Source organism: Oxalicibacterium solurbis, assembly GCF_014635845.1.
GTDB lineage: Bacteria > Pseudomonadota > Gammaproteobacteria > Burkholderiales > Burkholderiaceae_D > Oxalicibacterium > Oxalicibacterium solurbis.
In genome coordinates, this window is record NZ_BMDP01000002.1 from 559,080 (window position 1) to 576,664 (window position 17,585).

Genomic DNA, 17,585 nt, shown 5'->3' on the forward strand with positions numbered 1-17,585 from the left:
AGGAATTTCCCTGCATTGAGACGGAAAGAATGTAAGGGAAACTCGAAGTGCTGTCAAAATTTATTCGCCGGCGGTATGCTTGAACGATATTGAAAAGGTAACTGCATGCGTCCTGATTCATCCCGCGATCTTTCCCTGAAACCTCGTATTCTGATTGCCGACGATTCGCGCATTGTGCGTGCAGCACTGATCAAGCAGATTGAAGGAATGTTCGAATTTCGCGAGGCATTGGACGGCGAACAGGCCTGGGAAGCCCTGCTGCTCGACCCCAGTATCCGTGTCGTCATCTCGGACCTGACGATGCCGAAGCTGGACGGCTACGGCCTGCTGCAGCGCATCCGTTCGTCCCGGATCGGCCGGATTCGGACCATGCCGGTAGTGGTGGTGTCGGGGAGTGACGAGCAGGCCGAACGCGAACGTGCCAAGGCGGCGGGTGCGACCGATCTGATCACGAAGGGCATCGGCACGGCGCAACTGTTATCGCAACTGGACATCCTGTCTAAGCTGGTCAGCACGCAGAACGAATTCGAGCGTGGCCTGGAAGCCTTGATGCAAAACGATGCCGAGCGTGTCGCGCTGCCGACGCTTCAGGCATGGGAAGAACAGGCCGAGGGAATGCGCGCAAGCGCGGTACGGCAAAACCGGAATTTCGTGATCCTGAATGCCTGCATCGGCGTACGGCAGGCCGGTGCCGAAATGCCGATCGCGCCGCCGGCCGATATCGTCGAGGCAGTCGGACAACTGCTGCATCGCACGGTGCGGCAGACCGATTGCGTGGCGCGTACCGGCGATATCGCATTCACAATCGCCACCGGCAGCATTCATTTCGATTCGGCACGGAATTTCGCCGAACGCGTATGCCGCGCGATCGTCCATGCCGATCTGGGCAATGCGGGCAAGACGACGCTGATCGCCAGTTGCGGTGTCGTTTCGATCACTGAATATCCAGTCAATCCGCAGGAGCGGGCGATGGCGGACGGTTCGCTGGCCGACATGCGTGACGTGGCGACTCGCCGCGCCTTGCTCGGTCTGGAGAACGGTATCACCGGTGTGATCGGTGCGCAGGAAGAAATGTTGTTGAGCCAGGGGCAGCTTCCGCCGGATTTGTTGCCTGATTTGCGACAGGCCGATGTGGCGGCGGAACTGTCCGTCGATCTGGCGACGCTATTGCGCTGGATCAAGGAAGGCAGGGAAGCGCAGGTTCTGGCCCATATCGACAAGGTGGCGGTCGAACTGCAACCGCTGGTCGATCTTCTATTGAAGCAGCAGCGTTCCTGATCGGGAATCGCTGTCGTACAATGCGATCTTCATTGACAGGAGGCACCATGCAAACCAAACAGATACTGACGCTTGAAGATGTGAAGAAAATTGCGGCAGCGGCGGAGACCGAAGCGAACTTGCACAAATGGTGCGTCACGATCGCCATCGTGGACGACGGCGGTCATCTGATGTGGTTGCAGCGCATGGATGGCGCCGCGCCGATTTCGTCCCACATCGCACCGGCGAAGGCGAAAACCGCCGCGCTGGGCCGCCGCGAGTCGAAAGTCTATGAAGACATCATCAACAATGGTCGTTTCTCCTTCATCACGGCGCCGGAACTCGAAGGCATGCTGGAAGGCGGCGTACCTATCATCATCAACGGCCAGTGCCTGGGTGCGGTCGGCGTATCGGGTGTGAAGTCGGTCGAAGACGTACAGATCGCCAAGGCCGGCATCGTGGCAATCGGCGGCTGACGCAAGCCTGCGTTCGACGCCTTTTCAGACGCTCTCGCGGCACTGTTTCAAGTTGCCAGACGAGGGCGTCTTGCGCTATAATTCGGCGGTTTAGCTAATTTTCTTCCGCCGTAGCGCATACCCACTTCCCATCGTCTCAACAGGACCTGTACGACGCCTTTGCGAGCCTTAGGGCTCGGGCGCAACGCGCGCAAAGTACGCGGGTGTTTGACGGTCGTTCTGGCGCAGCGCAACGGCGGTAACTACATCAGGAGTTACCCCTTGCCGCCATTCTTTTCCGACCAAACGGTCCCCGCCATCCTGGCACTGGCAGACGGGTCGATTTTCAAAGGTTTCTCGATTGGCGCTTCCGGCCATACCATCGGCGAAGTCGTCTTCAATACGTCGATGACCGGTTATCAGGAAATCCTCACCGACCCCAGCTACAACAGCCAGATCGTTACGCTGACCTATCCGCATATCGGCAACACCGGTGTCAATCCGGAAGACGTCGAATCGAAACGTATTCATGCCGCTGGCCTGATCATCAAGGATTTGCCGATCCTGACCTCGAATTTCCGTTCCACCCAGACGCTGTCCGATTACCTGAAGTCTGAAAACGTCGTCGGCATCGCCGGCATCGATACCCGTAAGCTGACGCGCATCCTGCGTGAAAAGGGTGCGCAGAATGGTGCAATCCTGGCGGGCGCCGACGCCACGCCGGAAAAGGCGCTGGAGCTGGCGAAATCGTTCGGTGGTCTGGCCGGTCTCGACCTGGCGAAGGTCGTCTCGGTGAAGGAATCGTACGTCTGGACGCAGACCGAATGGCAGCTCGGTCAGGGCTACGGCGAACAGACTGCGCCGAAGTATCACGTGGTTGCCTTCGATTATGGCGTCAAGTTCAACATCCTGCGCATGCTGGCGCAGCGCGGTTGCAAGGTTACCGTGCTGCCGGCGCAGGCTTCTGCCGCCGATGCGCTGGCGCTGAATCCGGACGGCATCTTCCTGTCGAACGGTCCTGGGGACCCGGAGCCGTGCGATTACGCGATCACGGCGACGAAAGAGTTGATCGAGCGCGGCATTCCGACTTTCGGCATCTGCCTTGGTCACCAGATCATGGCGCTGGCTTCCGGCGCAAAGACACTCAAGATGAAATTCGGCCACCACGGTGCCAACCACCCGGTGCAGGATCTCGACAGCAAGCAGGTATTGATCACGTCGCAAAACCACGGCTTCGCCGTCGATGCTGCCACGCTGCCGGCCAGCTGCCGCGTTACGCACGTGTCGTTGTTCGACGGTTCGCTGCAGGGTTTCGAGCGCACTGACAAACCGGCGTTCTGCTTCCAGGGGCATCCGGAAGCATCGCCTGGCCCGCATGACATCGCCCCCTTGTTCGATCGCTTTGTGGCGATGATGGAGAAAAACAAAAATGCCTAAACGCAGCGACATTAAAAGCATCCTGATCATCGGCGCCGGCCCGATCGTGATCGGCCAGGCGTGCGAATTCGACTATTCCGGTGCACAGGCCTGCAAGGCATTGCGCGAGGAAGGCTATAAAGTCATCCTGGTCAACAGCAATCCGGCCACGATCATGACCGATCCGGAAATGGCCGATGTGACTTACATCGAGCCGATCACTTGGCAGGCGGTCGAACGCATCATCGACAAGGAACGCCCCGATGCGATCCTGCCGACCATGGGCGGCCAGACTGCGCTGAACTGCGCGCTCGACCTGTGGCGCAACGGCGTGCTCGACAAGTACAAGTGCGAGCTGATCGGTGCTTCGCCGGAAGCCATCGACAAGGCGGAAGACCGTTCCAAGTTCAAGGACGCGATGACCAAGATCGGTCTCGGTTCGGCACGCTCCGGCGTGTCGCACACGATGGAAGAGTCGTGGGCAGTGCAGAAAGAGCTTGGCTTCCCGGTCATCATCCGTCCGTCGTTCACGATGGGCGGCACTGGCGGTGGTATCGCCTACAACGCGGAAGAATTCGAAGCCATTTGCAAGCGCGGCCTGGAAGCATCGCCAACCTCCGAACTGCTGATCGAAGAATCGCTGATCGGCTGGAAAGAATTCGAGATGGAAGTCGTGCGCGACCGTGCCGACAACTGCATCATCGTCTGCTCGATCGAAAACCTCGATCCGATGGGCGTGCATACTGGTGACTCGATCACGGTCGCGCCGGCGCAAACGCTGACGGACAAGGAATACCAGATCATGCGTAACGCATCGATCGCGGTGCTGCGCGAGATCGGCGTCGATACCGGCGGCTCCAACGTGCAGTTCTCGATCAACCCGGCAGACGGTCGCATGATCGTCATCGAGATGAACCCGCGCGTGTCGCGTTCGTCTGCACTGGCATCGAAGGCAACCGGTTTTCCGATCGCGAAGATTGCGGCCAAGCTGGCAGTCGGCTTCACGCTGGACGAACTGCGCAACGAAATCACGGGTGGTGCGACGCCAGCATCGTTCGAGCCGAGCATCGATTATGTCGTGACGAAGATCCCGCGTTTCGCGTTCGAGAAATTCCCGCAGGCGGACAGCCACCTGACGACGCAGATGAAATCGGTCGGTGAAGTGATGGCGATCGGCCGTACCTTCCAGGAATCCTTCCAGAAAGCGCTGCGCGGCCTGGAAGTCGGTGTCGACGGCATGAACGAAAAGACGACCGACCGTGAAACGATCGAGGAAGAACTCGGCGAGCCGGGTCCTGAACGTATCTGGTACGTCGGCGACGCTTTCGCGCAAGGCTTCACGCTGGAAGAAGTGTATGGTCTGACGCACATCGACCCGTGGTTCCTCGCACAGATCAAGGAAATCATCGATATCGAACTGTGGCTGGAAAAGCAGACGCTATCCGTACTGGATCGCGATACGCTGTTCCGTCTGAAGCAGAAGGGCTTCGCCGACCGCCGTCTGGCCAAGCTGCTGAAAACGACCGACAAGGAAGTGCGCGAGAAGCGGCGCGCACTGAATATCCGTCCGGTCTACAAGCGCGTCGATACCTGCGCTGGCGAGTTCGCGACGAACACCGCCTACATGTACTCGACCTACGACGAAGAGTGCGAATCGAATCCGACCGGCAAGAAGAAAATCATGGTGCTGGGCGGCGGTCCGAATCGCATCGGCCAGGGCATCGAGTTCGACTATTGCTGCGTGCATGCCGCGCTGGCGATGCGTGAAGACGGCTATGAAACCATCATGGTCAACTGCAATCCGGAAACGGTTTCGACCGACTACGACACGTCCGATCGCCTGTACTTCGAACCGCTGACGCTGGAAGACGTGCTGGAAATCGTCGACAAGGAAAAACCTTACGGCGTGATCGTGCAGTATGGCGGCCAGACGCCGCTGAAACTGGCGCTGGATCTGGAAGCCAATGGCGTGCCTATCGTAGGTACTTCGCCGGACATGATCGATGCAGCGGAAGACCGTGAGCGCTTCCAGAAGATGCTGCACGAACTGAAGCTGCGTCAGCCGCCGAACCGTACTGCACGTACCGAAGAAGATGCTTTGCGTCTGGCGCAGGAAATCGGCTATCCACTGGTGGTGCGTCCTTCCTACGTTCTGGGCGGCCGCGCGATGGAAATCGTGCACGAGCAGCGCGATCTGGAACGTTACATGCGCGAAGCCGTGAAAGTGTCGAACGATTCGCCGGTGCTGCTGGATCGCTTCCTGAACGATGCGATCGAGGTGGACGTCGATTGCCTGTCCGACGGCGAGCGTACTTTCATTGGTGGCGTGATGGAGCACATCGAACAGGCTGGTGTCCACTCGGGCGACTCTGCCTGCTCACTACCGCCGTATTCGCTGTCGCAGGAAACGATTGCCGAATTGAAGCGCCAGACTTCGCTGATGGCAAAAGGCTTGAACGTGGTCGGCCTGATGAACGTGCAGTTCGCGATTCAACAACAGGAAGTCGACGGCAAGGTGCAGGACATCGTCTACGTGCTGGAAGTCAATCCGCGCGCTTCGCGTACGGTGCCGTATGTGTCGAAGGCAACCGGCCTGCAACTGGCGAAGATCGCTGCACGCTGCATGGTGGGCCAGTCGCTGGATAGCCAGAAGATCGTCAACGAAGTCGTGCCGGAATACTTCAGCGTCAAGGAAGCCGTGTTCCCGTTCGTGAAGTTCCCGGGCGTGGATACCATTCTTGGTCCGGAAATGAAATCGACCGGCGAGGTGATGGGTGTCGGCAAGACCTTCGGCGAAGCCTTCGTCAAGTCGCAACTGGGCGCAAGCATCAAGTTGCCGCGCGAAGGCAAGGTATTCCTCAGCGTGAAGAACAGCGACAAGCCGATCGCTGTACAGATCGCAAAGGATCTGGTTCGTATCGGTTTCTCGGTTGTGGCAACCAAGGGTACGGCTGCCGAGATCGCTGCTGCCGGCATCGAAGTGCAATCGGTCAACAAGGTTGCCGAAGGCCGTCCGCATATCGTCGACATGATCAAGAACAACGAGATTGCGCTGGTCATCAATACGGTCGAGGAAAAACGCAGCGCGATTGCCGATTCGCGTACGATCCGCACGTCAGCGCTGGCTGCTCGCGTGACGACGTACACGACGATCGCCGGTGCGGAGGCCGCAGTGGAAGGTATGGCCCATCTGGACGAGTTGCACGTCTACGATTTACAAGGCCTGCATAAAACTTTACACTAGACCCAAAGTCAAACCGTAACCACAGAGGTCACAGAGGGCATCGGATATCCCGATGTTATCTGCGGCCTCTGTGGTTTTCCACTTATTGGAATGAAATCATGAGCACTCCTATTACTCTGTACGGTGCGAATCTTCTGAAGGAAGAATTGCAACGTCTGAAAACCAAGGATCGTCCGGCTGTCATCAATGCCATTTCGGAAGCGCGTGCGCAGGGCGATTTGTCGGAAAACGCCGAATATGATGCTGCCAAGGAACGCCAGAGCTTCATCGAAGGCCGTATTGCGGATATCGAAGGCAAGCTGGGTTCGTCGCAGATCATCGATCCGAAAACGCTGGAAGCCGACGGGCGCATTGTGTTTGCGTCGACGGTGGAGCTGGAAGATCTGGAATCGGGCGATATCGTTACTTACCAGATCGTCGGTATTGATGAAGCGGACCTGAAGGAAAACAAGGTATCGATCACGTCACCAATCGCGCGTGCCATGATCGGCAAGTACGAAGGCGATGTAGTGGCTGTCGAAGCGCCGGCCGGTTTGCGTGAATACGAAGTGCTGAAAGTTCGTTACATCTGATCATGCTGACACGCTGCCGCTTGCTGATCGCCGTACTCTGGGTAGGTGCACTGTGGACGGTGGGATTCATCGTCGCACCGACCTTGTTCGCGACATTGGCGGACAAGGCGCTGGCCGGCACGATTGCCGGCAGCCTGTTCCGCGTGATGGCGTGGATGTCGATTGTCTGCGCGGTATTGCTGCTGGTGTTGCGCAAGAACATGGATGCTGGACATGCGCGGGCAGCGCTCTGGCTGATTCTCGGCATGGTGGCTTGCACGTTGGTCGGCTATTTTGCCTTGCAGCCGCAGATGGCGGAGTTGCGTCTGATCCTGCATGGCGCAGTCGACGCAGGGCAACTGGCCGATGCGAAGAAGCAGTTCGGCATTCTGCATGCCGTTTCCACCGGGTTTTATCTCGTGCAGAGCATCCTGGGTGCGCTACTGGTTCTCAGGATGCGATGACGTGATGCGCGTGCTGGAGGCTCCAGCGCGCGCCTCTGGCGTCGGTCAGCGGCCGAGTGCTGATTTCTTCGTGCTTTTCTGACGCGTTTTGGCGCGCTTGATGGAGCCGCCCTGAGTGACGCGCTCATTTCCCTTGACCATGACCTTGGTGACCGACGGGCGTTTGGTGCCGCTCGCACTGGCCTTGACGATGGTGACCTCGCGCATTCCCTTGCCACGCGAATCGCTGCGTGACTTGACAGCTTCTTTCTTGGGACGATAGACGACGAGCAATTTGCCGATATGCTGGATCGGCGCGGTGCCGAGTTCGCTGCAGATGGTGTCGTAGATGGCGATGCGCGCTTCGCGGTCGTCGCCGAACACACGAATCTTGATCAGGCCGTGCGAGTCGAGGCTGGCGTCGATTTCCTTGAGTACGCCGGGCGTCAAACCGGCTTCTCCGATGATGACGACAGGGTTGAGCGCGTGAGCGTCGGCGCGCAGCGCGCTGCGCTCGGCCGGAGTGATTTTCAGCATGATGGGTCGGAATGAAATGATCGGTTCGCAAAGACAGCGGATCGTGTCCTTACGAATGGTATAAACCGGTATTCTACGCGAATGGCAAAGAAGAAATTAAACAAAAGCTGGCTGCACGATCACATCAACGATCCGTATGTGAAATTGGCGCAGAAAGAGGGCTATCGTGCGCGTGCCGTCTACAAGTTGAAGGAAATCGACGAGGACGAGAAGCTGATCAAGCCGGGACAGATTATCGTCGATCTGGGCTGTACGCCGGGAAGCTGGTCGCAATATGCGCGCAACAAGCTGGCCGGTGCGGCTGGCGGCGGCATCAACGGCACGATCATTGGCCTGGACATGCTGCCAATGGAGCCGATCGCCGATGTGCACTTCATTCTCGGCGATTTTCGCGAGCAGGACGTGCTGGAGCAACTGGAGCAACTGCTGAAGGGCCAGAAAGTTGATCTGGTGCTATCGGATATGGCGCCGAATCTGTCCGGCATCGCGGTCGCCGATGCGGCCCGCGTGCAGGATATTATCGATCTGGCCGTGGATTTCGCCCAGCATCACATGAAGCCGTCGGGTTCGTTGCTGGTGAAGTGCTTCAACGGCTCCGGATACAATTATCTGGTGGAAAAATTCCGGCAGGAATTCAAGACCGTTACCCCAAAGAAGCCAAAGGCCAGCCGGGACAAGTCCTCGGAGATATTTTTACTTGGGAAAACGTTGAAAAATCCACTTTGACAACATTTTCAGCCTTGTTTCAGGACGATTTGTCCCCATACCGGATACTGCACGTCACGGTGTTTACGAGTAGAATCAATCTACATTTCCAAGCAAAAGGCGCGTCTGGCGTCGAGGAGTCCTAGTGAACAACATGTTTTCCAAGGCCGCCATCTGGGTGGTCATCGGCATGGTCCTTTTCACGGTGTTCAAGCAGTTCGACGGCCGTACTGCGGCCGGCGCAGCGACACCGATTCCGTATTCCGATTTCCTCGACGAAGTCAAAGCCAAGCGCATCCGCGAAGCCACGATCGAAGACCGCGTTATCGTCGCGACTACGACCGACGGCAAGAAGATCAAGTCCGCCATCACCTACCTGGATCGCGGCCTGATCGGCGATCTGATCAACAACGGCGTCAAGTTCGACGTCAAGCAGCCGGAAGAGCAGTCCTTCCTGTCGCAGATATTCATTTCCTGGTTCCCGATGCTGTTGCTGATCGGCGTCTGGGTATTTTTCATGCGACAGATGCAGGGCGGCGGCAAGGGCGGGGCGTTCTCGTTCGGCAAGTCCAAGGCGCGCATGCTGGATGAAACGCAGAATGCCGTGACCTTTGCGGACGTTGCCGGTTGCGACGAAGCCAAAGAAGAAGTCGGCGAACTGGTCGAATTCCTGCGCGATCCGTCGCGCTTCCAGAAACTGGGTGGCCGCATTCCGCGCGGCGTGCTGATGGTCGGTCCTCCGGGTACTGGTAAAACCTTGCTGGCACGTGCGATCGCCGGTGAAGCCAAAGTGCCGTTCTTCACGATTTCTGGTTCGGACTTCGTCGAGATGTTCGTCGGCGTCGGTGCATCCCGCGTGCGCGACATGTTCGAAAACGCCAAGAAGCATTCGCCTTGCATCATCTTCATCGACGAAATCGATGCGGTCGGCCGTCATCGCGGCGCCGGCATGGGCGGCGGTAACGACGAGCGCGAACAGACGCTGAACCAGATGCTGGTTGAGATGGACGGTTTCGAGCCGAATTCCGGCGTCATCGTGATCGCCGCAACCAATCGTGCCGACGTGCTGGACAAGGCATTGCTGCGTCCGGGCCGTTTTGACCGTCAGGTCATCGTCGGCCTGCCCGATATTCGCGGTCGCGAGCAGATTCTGAACGTCCACATGCGCAAGGTGCCGATCGCTTCCGACGTGCAGGCAGGTATTCTGGCGCGCGGTACGCCGGGCTTCTCCGGCGCCGATCTGGCCAACTTGGTCAACGAAGCTGCGTTGTTTGCTGCACGCCGTAACAAGCGTCTGGTCGAAATGCAGGACTTCGAGGATGCCAAAGACAAGATCATCATGGGGCCGGAGCGCAAGTCGGCTGTCATGCGTGAGGAAGAGCGCCGTAACACGGCGTATCACGAATCCGGTCACGCAGTTGTCGCCAAACTGCTGCCGAAGGCGGATCCTGTGCACAAGGTCACGATCATGCCGCGCGGCTTCGCGCTGGGCCTGACTTGGCAGTTGCCGGAACATGATCGCGTGAACATGTACAAGGACAAGATGCTGGAAGAAATTTCCATCCTGTTCGGCGGACGTATCGCCGAGGAGATATTCATGCACCAGATGTCCACCGGCGCTTCGAATGACTTCGAGCGTGCAACGAAACTGGCGCGTGCGATGGTGACGCGTTACGGCATGTCCGAAACCCTGGGTACGATGGTCTACGAAGATACGGAGCAGGATGCCTACTTCGGTCGCATGTCGTCGAAGACGGTATCGGAAGCAACCCAGCAGAAGGTGGACCAGGAAATCCGCACCATCCTGGATACGCAATACACGCTGGCGCGCAAGCTGCTGGAAGACAATCGCGACAAGGTCGAAGTAATGGCCAAGGCACTGCTCGACTGGGAAACCATCGATTCCGACCAGATCAACGACATCATGGAAGGCCGCGATCCGCGTCCGCCGAAAGCTGGTCAGCCGACCAAGAACACGACGCCGGACAATCCGTCCGATGGCGTGGAGCCGGCTACCGCGCCGGCCTGATGCAGGACGGTTTGCCGTGGCATTGCTGAACGGCATCTGAAATATGGGGTGAGGAGCAATCCTCGCCCCTTTTGTTTGTACCGGCCATTTCCTGTCCAATTCGTTTTACTACTCTCGTTTACTGCTCCAAATGCGTTTTTCTCATCTGCAATGCGGTCGATACCGTTTTCCTGTCGATGCCGCGGCCAGGCCGCTGGTCATGGGCATATTGAACGTCACGCCCGATTCGTTTTCCGATGGCGGCCGTTATGCAACGCTGGACGCTTCGCTGTCACATGCGGAAGAAATGATCGAGGCTGGCGTCGACATCATCGATATCGGTGGCGAGTCCAGTCGGCCGGGCGCAGCGCCCGTATCGTTGCAACAGGAACTGGATCGTGTGATGCCGTTGATTTTCGCCTTGCGCGATTGCGGCAAGGCCCTGTCCATCGATACGTACAAGCCGGAAATGATGCGCGAAGCCATCGCCGCCGGTGCCGACATGATCAACGACATCAACGGTTTCCGTGCGGAAGGCGCACTGCAGGCAGTGCAGGATGTCGATTGCGCATTGTGCGTGATGCACATGCAGGGTGAGCCGCAGACCATGCAGGCACATCCGGAATATACGGATGTCGTTGCCGAAGTACGGGAATTTTTGTTCGGTCGAACGAGTCAGATGCAGCAAGTCGGTATTGCGCCGCAGCGGCTATGCATCGATCCGGGTTTCGGTTTCGGCAAGACGCTTGAACACAATGCAAAGCTGCTGAAGAATATCGATGCCTTGCAGAATGACCTGGGTTTTCCGGTACTGGCCGGGTTGTCGCGGAAATCGACGATCGGCGCATTGACCGGCAGGCCGGTCGAACAGCGAATGGCCGGCAGCCTGGCTGGCGCGCTGGCAGCAGTCATGCACGGGGCGCGTATTGTGCGCGTGCACGATGTGGCTGAGACTGTGGATGCATTGAAGGTATGGCAGGCTTTGGCCTGATGAATAAAACGAGAAGAAGAGAACGGCAATGACACGTAAATATTTCGGCACCGATGGCGTACGCGGACGCGTGGGGACAACGCCGATCACCCCCGATTTCGTAATGCGTCTTGGCTACGCGGCTGGCAGTGTGCTGGCCAAGGCCGAATCTGCCGGCAGTCGGCCGGTTGTCTTGATCGGCAAGGACACGCGCATTTCTGGTTACATGCTGGAAGCGGCGCTGGAAGCGGGGCTCGCGGCGGCAGGTGTTGACGTAATGCTGGCCGGACCGATGCCGACGCCCGCCATCGCCTATCTGACGCGAGCGTTGCGGCTGGCGGCAGGCGTGGTGATCTCCGCTTCGCACAATCCTTACGAAGACAACGGCATCAAGTTTTTCTCGGCATCGGGAAACAAGCTGCCGGATGCGGTCGAACTGGAAATCGAAGCGGCGCTCGATACGCCCATGCAATGCGTCGAATCGGAAAAGCTGGGCAGAGCCAAGCGTCTGGACGATGCGCGCGGCCGCTACATCGAATTCTGCAAAAGCACCTTCCCGAATGAGCTCGATCTGCGCGGCCTGAAGATGGTGGTCGATTGCGCGCATGGCGCGGCCTACCATATTGCGCCGGACGTGTTCCACGAACTGGGAGCGGAGGTCATTGCCATTGGCAATCAGCCAAACGGCTTCAATATCAACGACAAGGTTGGTGCGACCGCACCTGCGGCACTGTCTGAAGCCGTACGCGCACATCGCGCCGATCTCGGGATTGCGCTCGATGGCGATGCGGACCGTCTGCTGGTTGTCGATGCCGATGGTCGCATCTATAACGGCGATGAACTGCTATACATCATGGTGCGGGATCGCATGAATGTGCATGCAGTGGATGGCGCGGTTGGCACGCTGATGACCAATATGGCTCTGGAAGTCGCTTTCAAGGAAATGGGTGTCGATTTCGTGCGCGCCAATGTCGGCGATCGCTATGTGCTGGAAGCCTTGCAGGAGCGCGGCTGGCTGCTGGGCGGCGAGGGTTCGGGGCACATGCTTTGCCTGGACAAGCATACGACCGGCGATGGCATTATTTCCGCGCTGCAGATATTGTCTGCGTTGAAACGCAGTGGCAAGAACCTGGCACAGCTGACTGCGGAGATCACGATGTTCCCGCAGACGCTGATCAATGTGCGCGTCGTCCCCGGATTTGACTGGAAAAAGAATCAGGCCTTGCTTGCCGAGAAGGACGCGGTTGAACGAGAACTGGGCCAGGCAGGGCGCGTGCTGATTCGTGCTTCGGGAACGGAACCGTTGATTCGTGTAATGGTGGAAGCGCGCGATGCTCAAGTCGCGGAAAAAATGGCAAAACGGATTGCTTCCACGCTGGAGCCTGCCGCGGCCTGAAGTCAAAAAGATTGATTTGTACGTTGCCGCAAGCGCCAAAACGGGGTAAAATAACGTCCTTGTTCGGAGTGTAGCGCAGCCCGGTAGCGCATCTGCTTTGGGAGCAGAGGGTCCTAGGTTCGAATCCTAGTACTCCGACCAGAAAGACAATCAAGGGGCTGGAAGAGAAATCTTCCGGCCCTTTTCGTTTTTGTCGCCATCTCTAAAGCACGCGTCGACATTCCCTGAAGCAATCGCCATATTCATGGGATTGTGACAATGTATGTGCTGCTATGTAATCGCGTCTTTCCAATAGCGATTGCCTTCTTCCATTATGTCGAGCACCTATATCGTCGGCGAGTTCCGGAACCAGACCACCGGCGCGCTCTGTACGGTCATCAAGCTGATGCCGACCGATTTTCGACCGGGAAGCGAGTGCTACGTCACCGACGATGCGGAATATCTTGAACAGGACCCAATGGATCCGAACAGGTTCAAGACGGCAAACGGCGATATTCTGATCATTATCAAACGATGATCTGCGGCGGGCGTGCTTTGCTACAGATTGCAGTGCCTAGTGTCAGAAATGAAAGAAAAATCGCGGCAGGGATTTGCCGCGATCGGTGCGTGGATGGTGCCGGTATTCCGAAAAATGATCAGCGTTTCTCGCGTAACGATTCGATAACGGAAAATTCCGATTCCGTATCGATATAGTCGTTCTGGTCGACAGACTTGTCTTTTTCCTCCTGCCTGTTTTTACTTGCAGAAATTTGTTCCCGCTTCTTTTCCTTGTTGCCGGCCTTGTTGCTCGGGTTGTCTTGATTCGGCATGGATGCTCCTTCTACATTGAGTGAGTCATGCGCCGATCTTAAAAAGACCTCGGGAAGATGCCTATCGGATAATATGACGTCGCCATGTAGGAAAATCGTGCCGACTCATGTAGTTGCCGGAACTCATCGCCGGTTGCGCCTGTCTTTTCAGAATCGAGGGTCTACCGAGGGAGCATCTGATGATCGCTATGCACACAGAACAGGCGGTAGGCCGCCCGATACGAAGCCGACCCGGGAGTCGATTCCGGAATCGCTTCCCGGTGCAGGCATCGATGCAGTTGCATCGTGCGCCTACACCGGAGCCGTCGGAGGATCCGTTGCCGGACGAGCATCCGGTTCCGCAGGACGAACCTGTACCTTCACCACAACCGGAAAGCCGTCCTGAACAAGGAAAATCATGGACAAGCAACTGAACTGGAGTACCGAGTTGTACAAGGGCATGGAAGTCCATGTGACCGCGCTGCAAAAGGAAAAGGCTGCGCAGGGGTGGGATTACACGGTGCGCATCTGTGAACCCGGTGTCGACGCCACGGCAGAAAGCGAACTGGTGGCGGAATCGGGAGACGATACGGATTACACCTCGCAGGGTGCGGCACTTGCTGCCGGTTTTGCATGCGGTTATGCGATGGTCGACGGATTGAAAAAATAAGATCGCCAGGGGGGGCGGATCGCCTTCTGAAGAAAGGCCACCGACCGTCTTGCAACATTGAAACGCCACATCAAACAGGGCATAATGCAACGCCTTGCCGCGTGCCGGTGCAGCATAGCCGCACATACTGCCCATAGCTCAGCTGGATAGAGCAACGGCCTTCTAAGCCGTAGGTCGCAGGTTCGACTCCTGCTGGGCAGGCCAATCCTCCCATCTTTCTTCTTTCTTTTCTAGTGTATCTGTTGCCGCCGATAGAGGTGCAGGATGCATTCGGTGGTGTCAGCGGGTATTGATCGTTCTGCGACAGAACCAAGTCTGTCTGCACCTGTAGTCGTTTGACAGTTTGCTTTCCTTCTCCATCGGTTGCGATTTCTCGTTCTTCATCTGCCGAACCGGCGAAGAAAGCCATTCAGGTCGTTTTTTCTGGTTGGTCTGCCGCCAAAGACAGGCGTGTACATGCAATAATTTTCAATTGTCTGGCAATGCAGAGGGTGTATATATGGCAACGCACGGTCGGATGGCAAATCCGCCATGCAAATACCAATAAACCACACGGAGCCAGGAGACAACATGACAGACATGAACCGACGCGGCATCCTTCAGACCGCCGGCCTGATGGCGGCAGGTGCCGTTACCGGCTGTGCAATGCCGATCAATGCGGCAAACAAGGAGAAAACCATTTTTGAAGTGAAACAACCGACGCTTCCCATCGTCGGCACCAGCGATGTTTTTCCGATCCGTCGTATCTATTGCATCGGTCGCAACTATGCGGCGCATGCGCGTGAGATGGGCTCCGATCCGACGCGTGAACCGCCGTTCTTCTTCCAGAAGCCGAGCGATGCGATCCAGTACGATCCGATCGGCACGACCATAGATCATCCCTATCCGACGCTGACGAAGAACTATCATTACGAGATCGAACTGGTGGCGGCCATCGGCAAGGGTGGCAAGAATATTCCGGTCGAGAGCGCACTGCAGCATGTCTACGGCTATGCGGTCGGCCTGGACATGACGCGACGCGATCTGCAAGGCGCCATGAAGAAGGAGCAGAAGCCGTGGGAAATCGGCAAAAGCTTCGACCATGCTGCGCCGATCGGTCCGATTCATCCGGCTTCCAAAGTGGGCAGCTTCACCGAGGGCAAGATCTGGCTGAAGGTCAACGGCCAGGTCAAGCAGAGCTCCGATCTGAAGAACATGATCTGGTCGGTCGCCGAACAGGTCAGCAACCTGTCGAAAGCCTTCGAACTGATGCCGGGCGACATTATCTTCTCCGGCACGCCGGAGAATGTCGGCCCTGTCGTGCCGGGCGATGTAATGACAGGCCACATTGATGGCTTGCCGGATTTGTCGGTACGCGTCGTCAAAGCTTGATCGGTCTTTGCGCATGAAAAAAGCCGGGCATTGCCCGGCTTTTTGCTTTGCAGCGTACGACTACATACCAAGCGCTTTCTTCACGCCGGTACCATAGGCCGGATCGCATTTCGTGCAATTGTCGATGTGGCGTTGCTTGATTTCCTTCGGTGCATCGCCCATCGCACGTGCGGTATTGTCGAACAACGCTTGCTGCTGCGCTGGCGTCATCAGTTTGAACAGCGCGCGCGGTTGCGAGAAGTAATCGTCGTCATCCTTGCGGAAATCGAAACGATCGGCCGCGCCGTTCAGTTTCAGCGGTGGCTCGCGGAAATCCGGCTGCTCCTGCCACTCGCCATAGCTGTTCGGTTCGTAGTGCAGCAGGCTGCCGTGATTGCCGTCCACACGCATTGCACCGTCGCGGTGGAAGGAGTGGAACGGACACTTCGGTGCATTGACTGGAATCTGATGATGATTGACGCCGAGACGATAGCGCGCTGCATCGCCATACGAGAACAGACGACCCTGCAGCATACGGTCCGGCGAAAAACTGATGCCGGGAACGATGGTGGCCGGATTGAATGACGCCTGTTCGACTTCGGCGAAATAGTTGTCCGGATTGCGGTTTAGTTCCAGTACGCCGACTTCGATCAGCGGATAGTGCTTCTTAGGCCAGATCTTGGTCAGATCGAACGGGTGGTAGGGAACTTTTTCCGCATCCAGCTCCGGCATGATCTGTACCGACATCGTCCAGCGCGGGAAATCCTTGTTCTCGATCGAATCGTACAGATCGCGCTGCGCGCTTTCGCGATCGCGGCCGACGATGTCGGATGCTTCGGCATCGGTCAGGTTCTTGATTCCCTGATGCGTACGGAAATGGAATTTGACCCAGAAGCGTTCGTTCTGCGCGTTGATAAAGCTGAAGGTATGCGAGCCGAAGCCGTGCATGTGACGATACGAAGCGGGAATGCCGCGATCGCTCATGACGATGGTGACCTGATGCAGCGCTTCCGGTAGCGAAGTCCAGAAATCCCAGTTGTTCTTCGCGCTGCGCATGTTGGTGCGCGGATCGCGTTTGACGGCGTGGTTCAGGTCGGGGAATTTGAGCGGATCGCGAAAGAAGAAAACGGGCGTGTTGTTGCCGACCAGATCCCAGTTGCCTTCCTCGGTATAGAACTTGACGGCGAAACCGCGGATGTCACGTTCTGCATCGGCCGCGCCGCGCTCGCCGGCGACGGTGGAGAAGCGCAGGAACAGATCGGTCTTCTTGCCGACCTGCGAAAAGAGTTTCGCTTTCGTGTATTTGGTGATGTCGTGGGTGACGGTGAAAGTGCCATAGGCGGCGGAGCCTTTCGCATGCATGCGCCGCTCCGGAATGACTTCGCGATCGAAGTGGGCTAGTTTTTCGAGGAACCAGACATCCTGCAGGAGCTGTGGTCCGCGTGGGCCGGCGGTCAATACATTCTGGTTGTCGGGTACCGGGGCACCGGCAACGGTGGTCAGTTTTTTCTTGGACATGCCTTGCTCCTTCAAGTGGGTGATCGAGAGACTGGGAATCCAATCGGGAATCAGTATTGCCCGACGATTCTAGCACCGGGTTTTGCGCTGTGATGTTTGTAAATAATGATGGTGAAACTAGGAAAATTCTATCGTTCGATAGCGAGAAGAAAGATGGCGAAAATGGCGGGGATGGAAGAAAAAGAGACATGCAAGGCAGCATGGAAAGACAAACGGCGATCCGATATGCATCGGGATCGCCGTCATGTGTGCGGACCGTATTTCGCCGACAGGTTTG

The 17,585-nt window shown here is 57.3% G+C and carries 16 protein-coding genes and 2 tRNA genes; 15 read left to right on the forward strand and 3 right to left on the reverse strand.

Features of this window, described 5'->3' with window-relative positions:
• Window positions 1–105: 105 nt before the first annotated feature.
• The 6 genes from IEV40_RS08260 to IEV40_RS08285 all read left to right on the forward strand — a co-directional run bounded on the left by IEV40_RS08260 (window position 106) and on the right by IEV40_RS08285 (window position 7,387).
• Entirely contained in the window at window positions 106–1,278 is a 1,173-nt protein-coding gene (locus tag IEV40_RS08260; RefSeq protein WP_188420502.1) for a response regulator, read from the forward strand.
• 47 nt (window positions 1,279–1,325) lie between these two features.
• Window positions 1,326–1,733 carry a GlcG/HbpS family heme-binding protein gene (locus IEV40_RS08265; protein WP_188420503.1) on the forward strand — a complete coding sequence of 136 codons (408 nt, stop codon included), beginning with the start codon at window positions 1,326–1,328 and terminating at the stop codon, window positions 1,731–1,733.
• 261 nt (window positions 1,734–1,994) lie between these two features.
• Window positions 1,995–3,149, forward strand: a complete 1,155-nt coding sequence (gene carA / locus IEV40_RS08270; protein WP_188420504.1) for a glutamine-hydrolyzing carbamoyl-phosphate synthase small subunit — start codon at window positions 1,995–1,997, stop codon at window positions 3,147–3,149.
• Window positions 3,142–6,372 (forward strand): carbamoyl-phosphate synthase large subunit, encoded by a 3,231-nt coding sequence (gene carB, locus IEV40_RS08275; protein WP_188420505.1) that lies wholly within the window; start codon window positions 3,142–3,144, stop codon window positions 6,370–6,372. The genes carA and carB overlap by 8 nt, the downstream gene beginning before the upstream one ends.
• 98 nt (window positions 6,373–6,470) lie before the next feature.
• The gene (gene greA, locus IEV40_RS08280) at window positions 6,471–6,944 is read left to right on the forward strand and encodes a transcription elongation factor GreA (protein WP_188420506.1); all 474 of its coding nucleotides are present in this window, start codon (window positions 6,471–6,473) and stop codon (window positions 6,942–6,944) included.
• Window positions 6,945–6,946: 2 nt separating this feature from the next.
• Complete coding sequence (locus IEV40_RS08285) at window positions 6,947–7,387, forward strand: DUF4149 domain-containing protein (protein ID WP_188420507.1); 441 nt, start codon at window positions 6,947–6,949, stop codon at window positions 7,385–7,387.
• 45 nt (window positions 7,388–7,432) lie between these two features.
• On the opposite strand, the gene IEV40_RS08290 is transcribed toward IEV40_RS08285, so the two are convergent.
• On the reverse strand, window positions 7,433–7,903 hold the full coding sequence (locus tag IEV40_RS08290) for a YhbY family RNA-binding protein (RefSeq protein ID WP_188420508.1): 471 nt from the start codon (window positions 7,901–7,903) through the stop codon (window positions 7,433–7,435).
• An 81-nt stretch (window positions 7,904–7,984) separates the two neighbouring features.
• Between IEV40_RS08290 and IEV40_RS08295 the strand changes: the two genes are divergently transcribed.
• The 6 genes from IEV40_RS08295 (at window position 7,985) to IEV40_RS08320 (ending at window position 13,499) form a co-directional block, all read left to right on the forward strand.
• The gene (locus IEV40_RS08295) at window positions 7,985–8,629 is read left to right on the forward strand and encodes an RlmE family RNA methyltransferase (RefSeq protein ID WP_188420509.1); all 645 of its coding nucleotides are present in this window, start codon (window positions 7,985–7,987) and stop codon (window positions 8,627–8,629) included.
• Window positions 8,630–8,753: 124 nt separating this feature from the next.
• On the forward strand, window positions 8,754–10,637 hold the full coding sequence (gene ftsH / locus IEV40_RS08300) for an ATP-dependent zinc metalloprotease FtsH (RefSeq protein ID WP_188420510.1): 1,884 nt from the start codon (window positions 8,754–8,756) through the stop codon (window positions 10,635–10,637).
• A gap of 130 nt (window positions 10,638–10,767) precedes the next feature.
• Window positions 10,768–11,607: a dihydropteroate synthase gene (gene folP, locus IEV40_RS08305; RefSeq protein ID WP_188420511.1), complete on the forward strand. Its 840-nt coding sequence runs from the start codon at window positions 10,768–10,770 to the stop codon at window positions 11,605–11,607.
• A gap of 28 nt (window positions 11,608–11,635) precedes the next feature.
• On the forward strand, window positions 11,636–12,982 hold the full coding sequence (gene glmM, locus IEV40_RS08310) for a phosphoglucosamine mutase (RefSeq protein ID WP_188420512.1): 1,347 nt from the start codon (window positions 11,636–11,638) through the stop codon (window positions 12,980–12,982).
• Between the two features lie 64 nt (window positions 12,983–13,046).
• Window positions 13,047–13,123 (forward strand) — tRNA-Pro (locus IEV40_RS08315).
• A gap of 157 nt (window positions 13,124–13,280) precedes the next feature.
• Window positions 13,281–13,499, forward strand: coding sequence for a hypothetical protein (locus IEV40_RS08320; RefSeq protein ID WP_188420513.1), 219 nt, complete (start codon window positions 13,281–13,283; stop codon window positions 13,497–13,499).
• A 118-nt stretch (window positions 13,500–13,617) separates the two neighbouring features.
• Here IEV40_RS08320 and IEV40_RS08325 read toward each other — a convergent pair whose 3' ends face one another.
• The gene (locus IEV40_RS08325; protein WP_188420514.1) at window positions 13,618–13,791 is read right to left on the reverse strand and encodes a hypothetical protein; all 174 of its coding nucleotides are present in this window, start codon (window positions 13,789–13,791) and stop codon (window positions 13,618–13,620) included.
• A gap of 397 nt (window positions 13,792–14,188) precedes the next feature.
• Between IEV40_RS08325 and IEV40_RS08330 the strand changes: the two genes are divergently transcribed.
• The 3 genes from IEV40_RS08330 (at window position 14,189) to IEV40_RS08340 (ending at window position 15,811) form a co-directional block, all read left to right on the forward strand.
• Window positions 14,189–14,440 (forward strand): hypothetical protein, encoded by a 252-nt coding sequence (locus IEV40_RS08330; protein WP_188420515.1) that lies wholly within the window; start codon window positions 14,189–14,191, stop codon window positions 14,438–14,440.
• A gap of 127 nt (window positions 14,441–14,567) precedes the next feature.
• A tRNA-Arg gene (locus IEV40_RS08335) sits at window positions 14,568–14,644 on the forward strand.
• Window positions 14,645–15,010: 366 nt separating this feature from the next.
• The gene (locus tag IEV40_RS08340) at window positions 15,011–15,811 is read left to right on the forward strand and encodes a fumarylacetoacetate hydrolase family protein (protein ID WP_188420516.1); all 801 of its coding nucleotides are present in this window, start codon (window positions 15,011–15,013) and stop codon (window positions 15,809–15,811) included.
• A 60-nt stretch (window positions 15,812–15,871) separates the two neighbouring features.
• Here the strand turns inward: IEV40_RS08340 and IEV40_RS08345 are convergent, their stop codons facing one another.
• Window positions 15,872–17,308 (reverse strand): catalase, encoded by a 1,437-nt coding sequence (locus tag IEV40_RS08345; RefSeq protein ID WP_188420517.1) that lies wholly within the window; start codon window positions 17,306–17,308, stop codon window positions 15,872–15,874.
• Window positions 17,309–17,585: the final 277 nt, after the last annotated feature.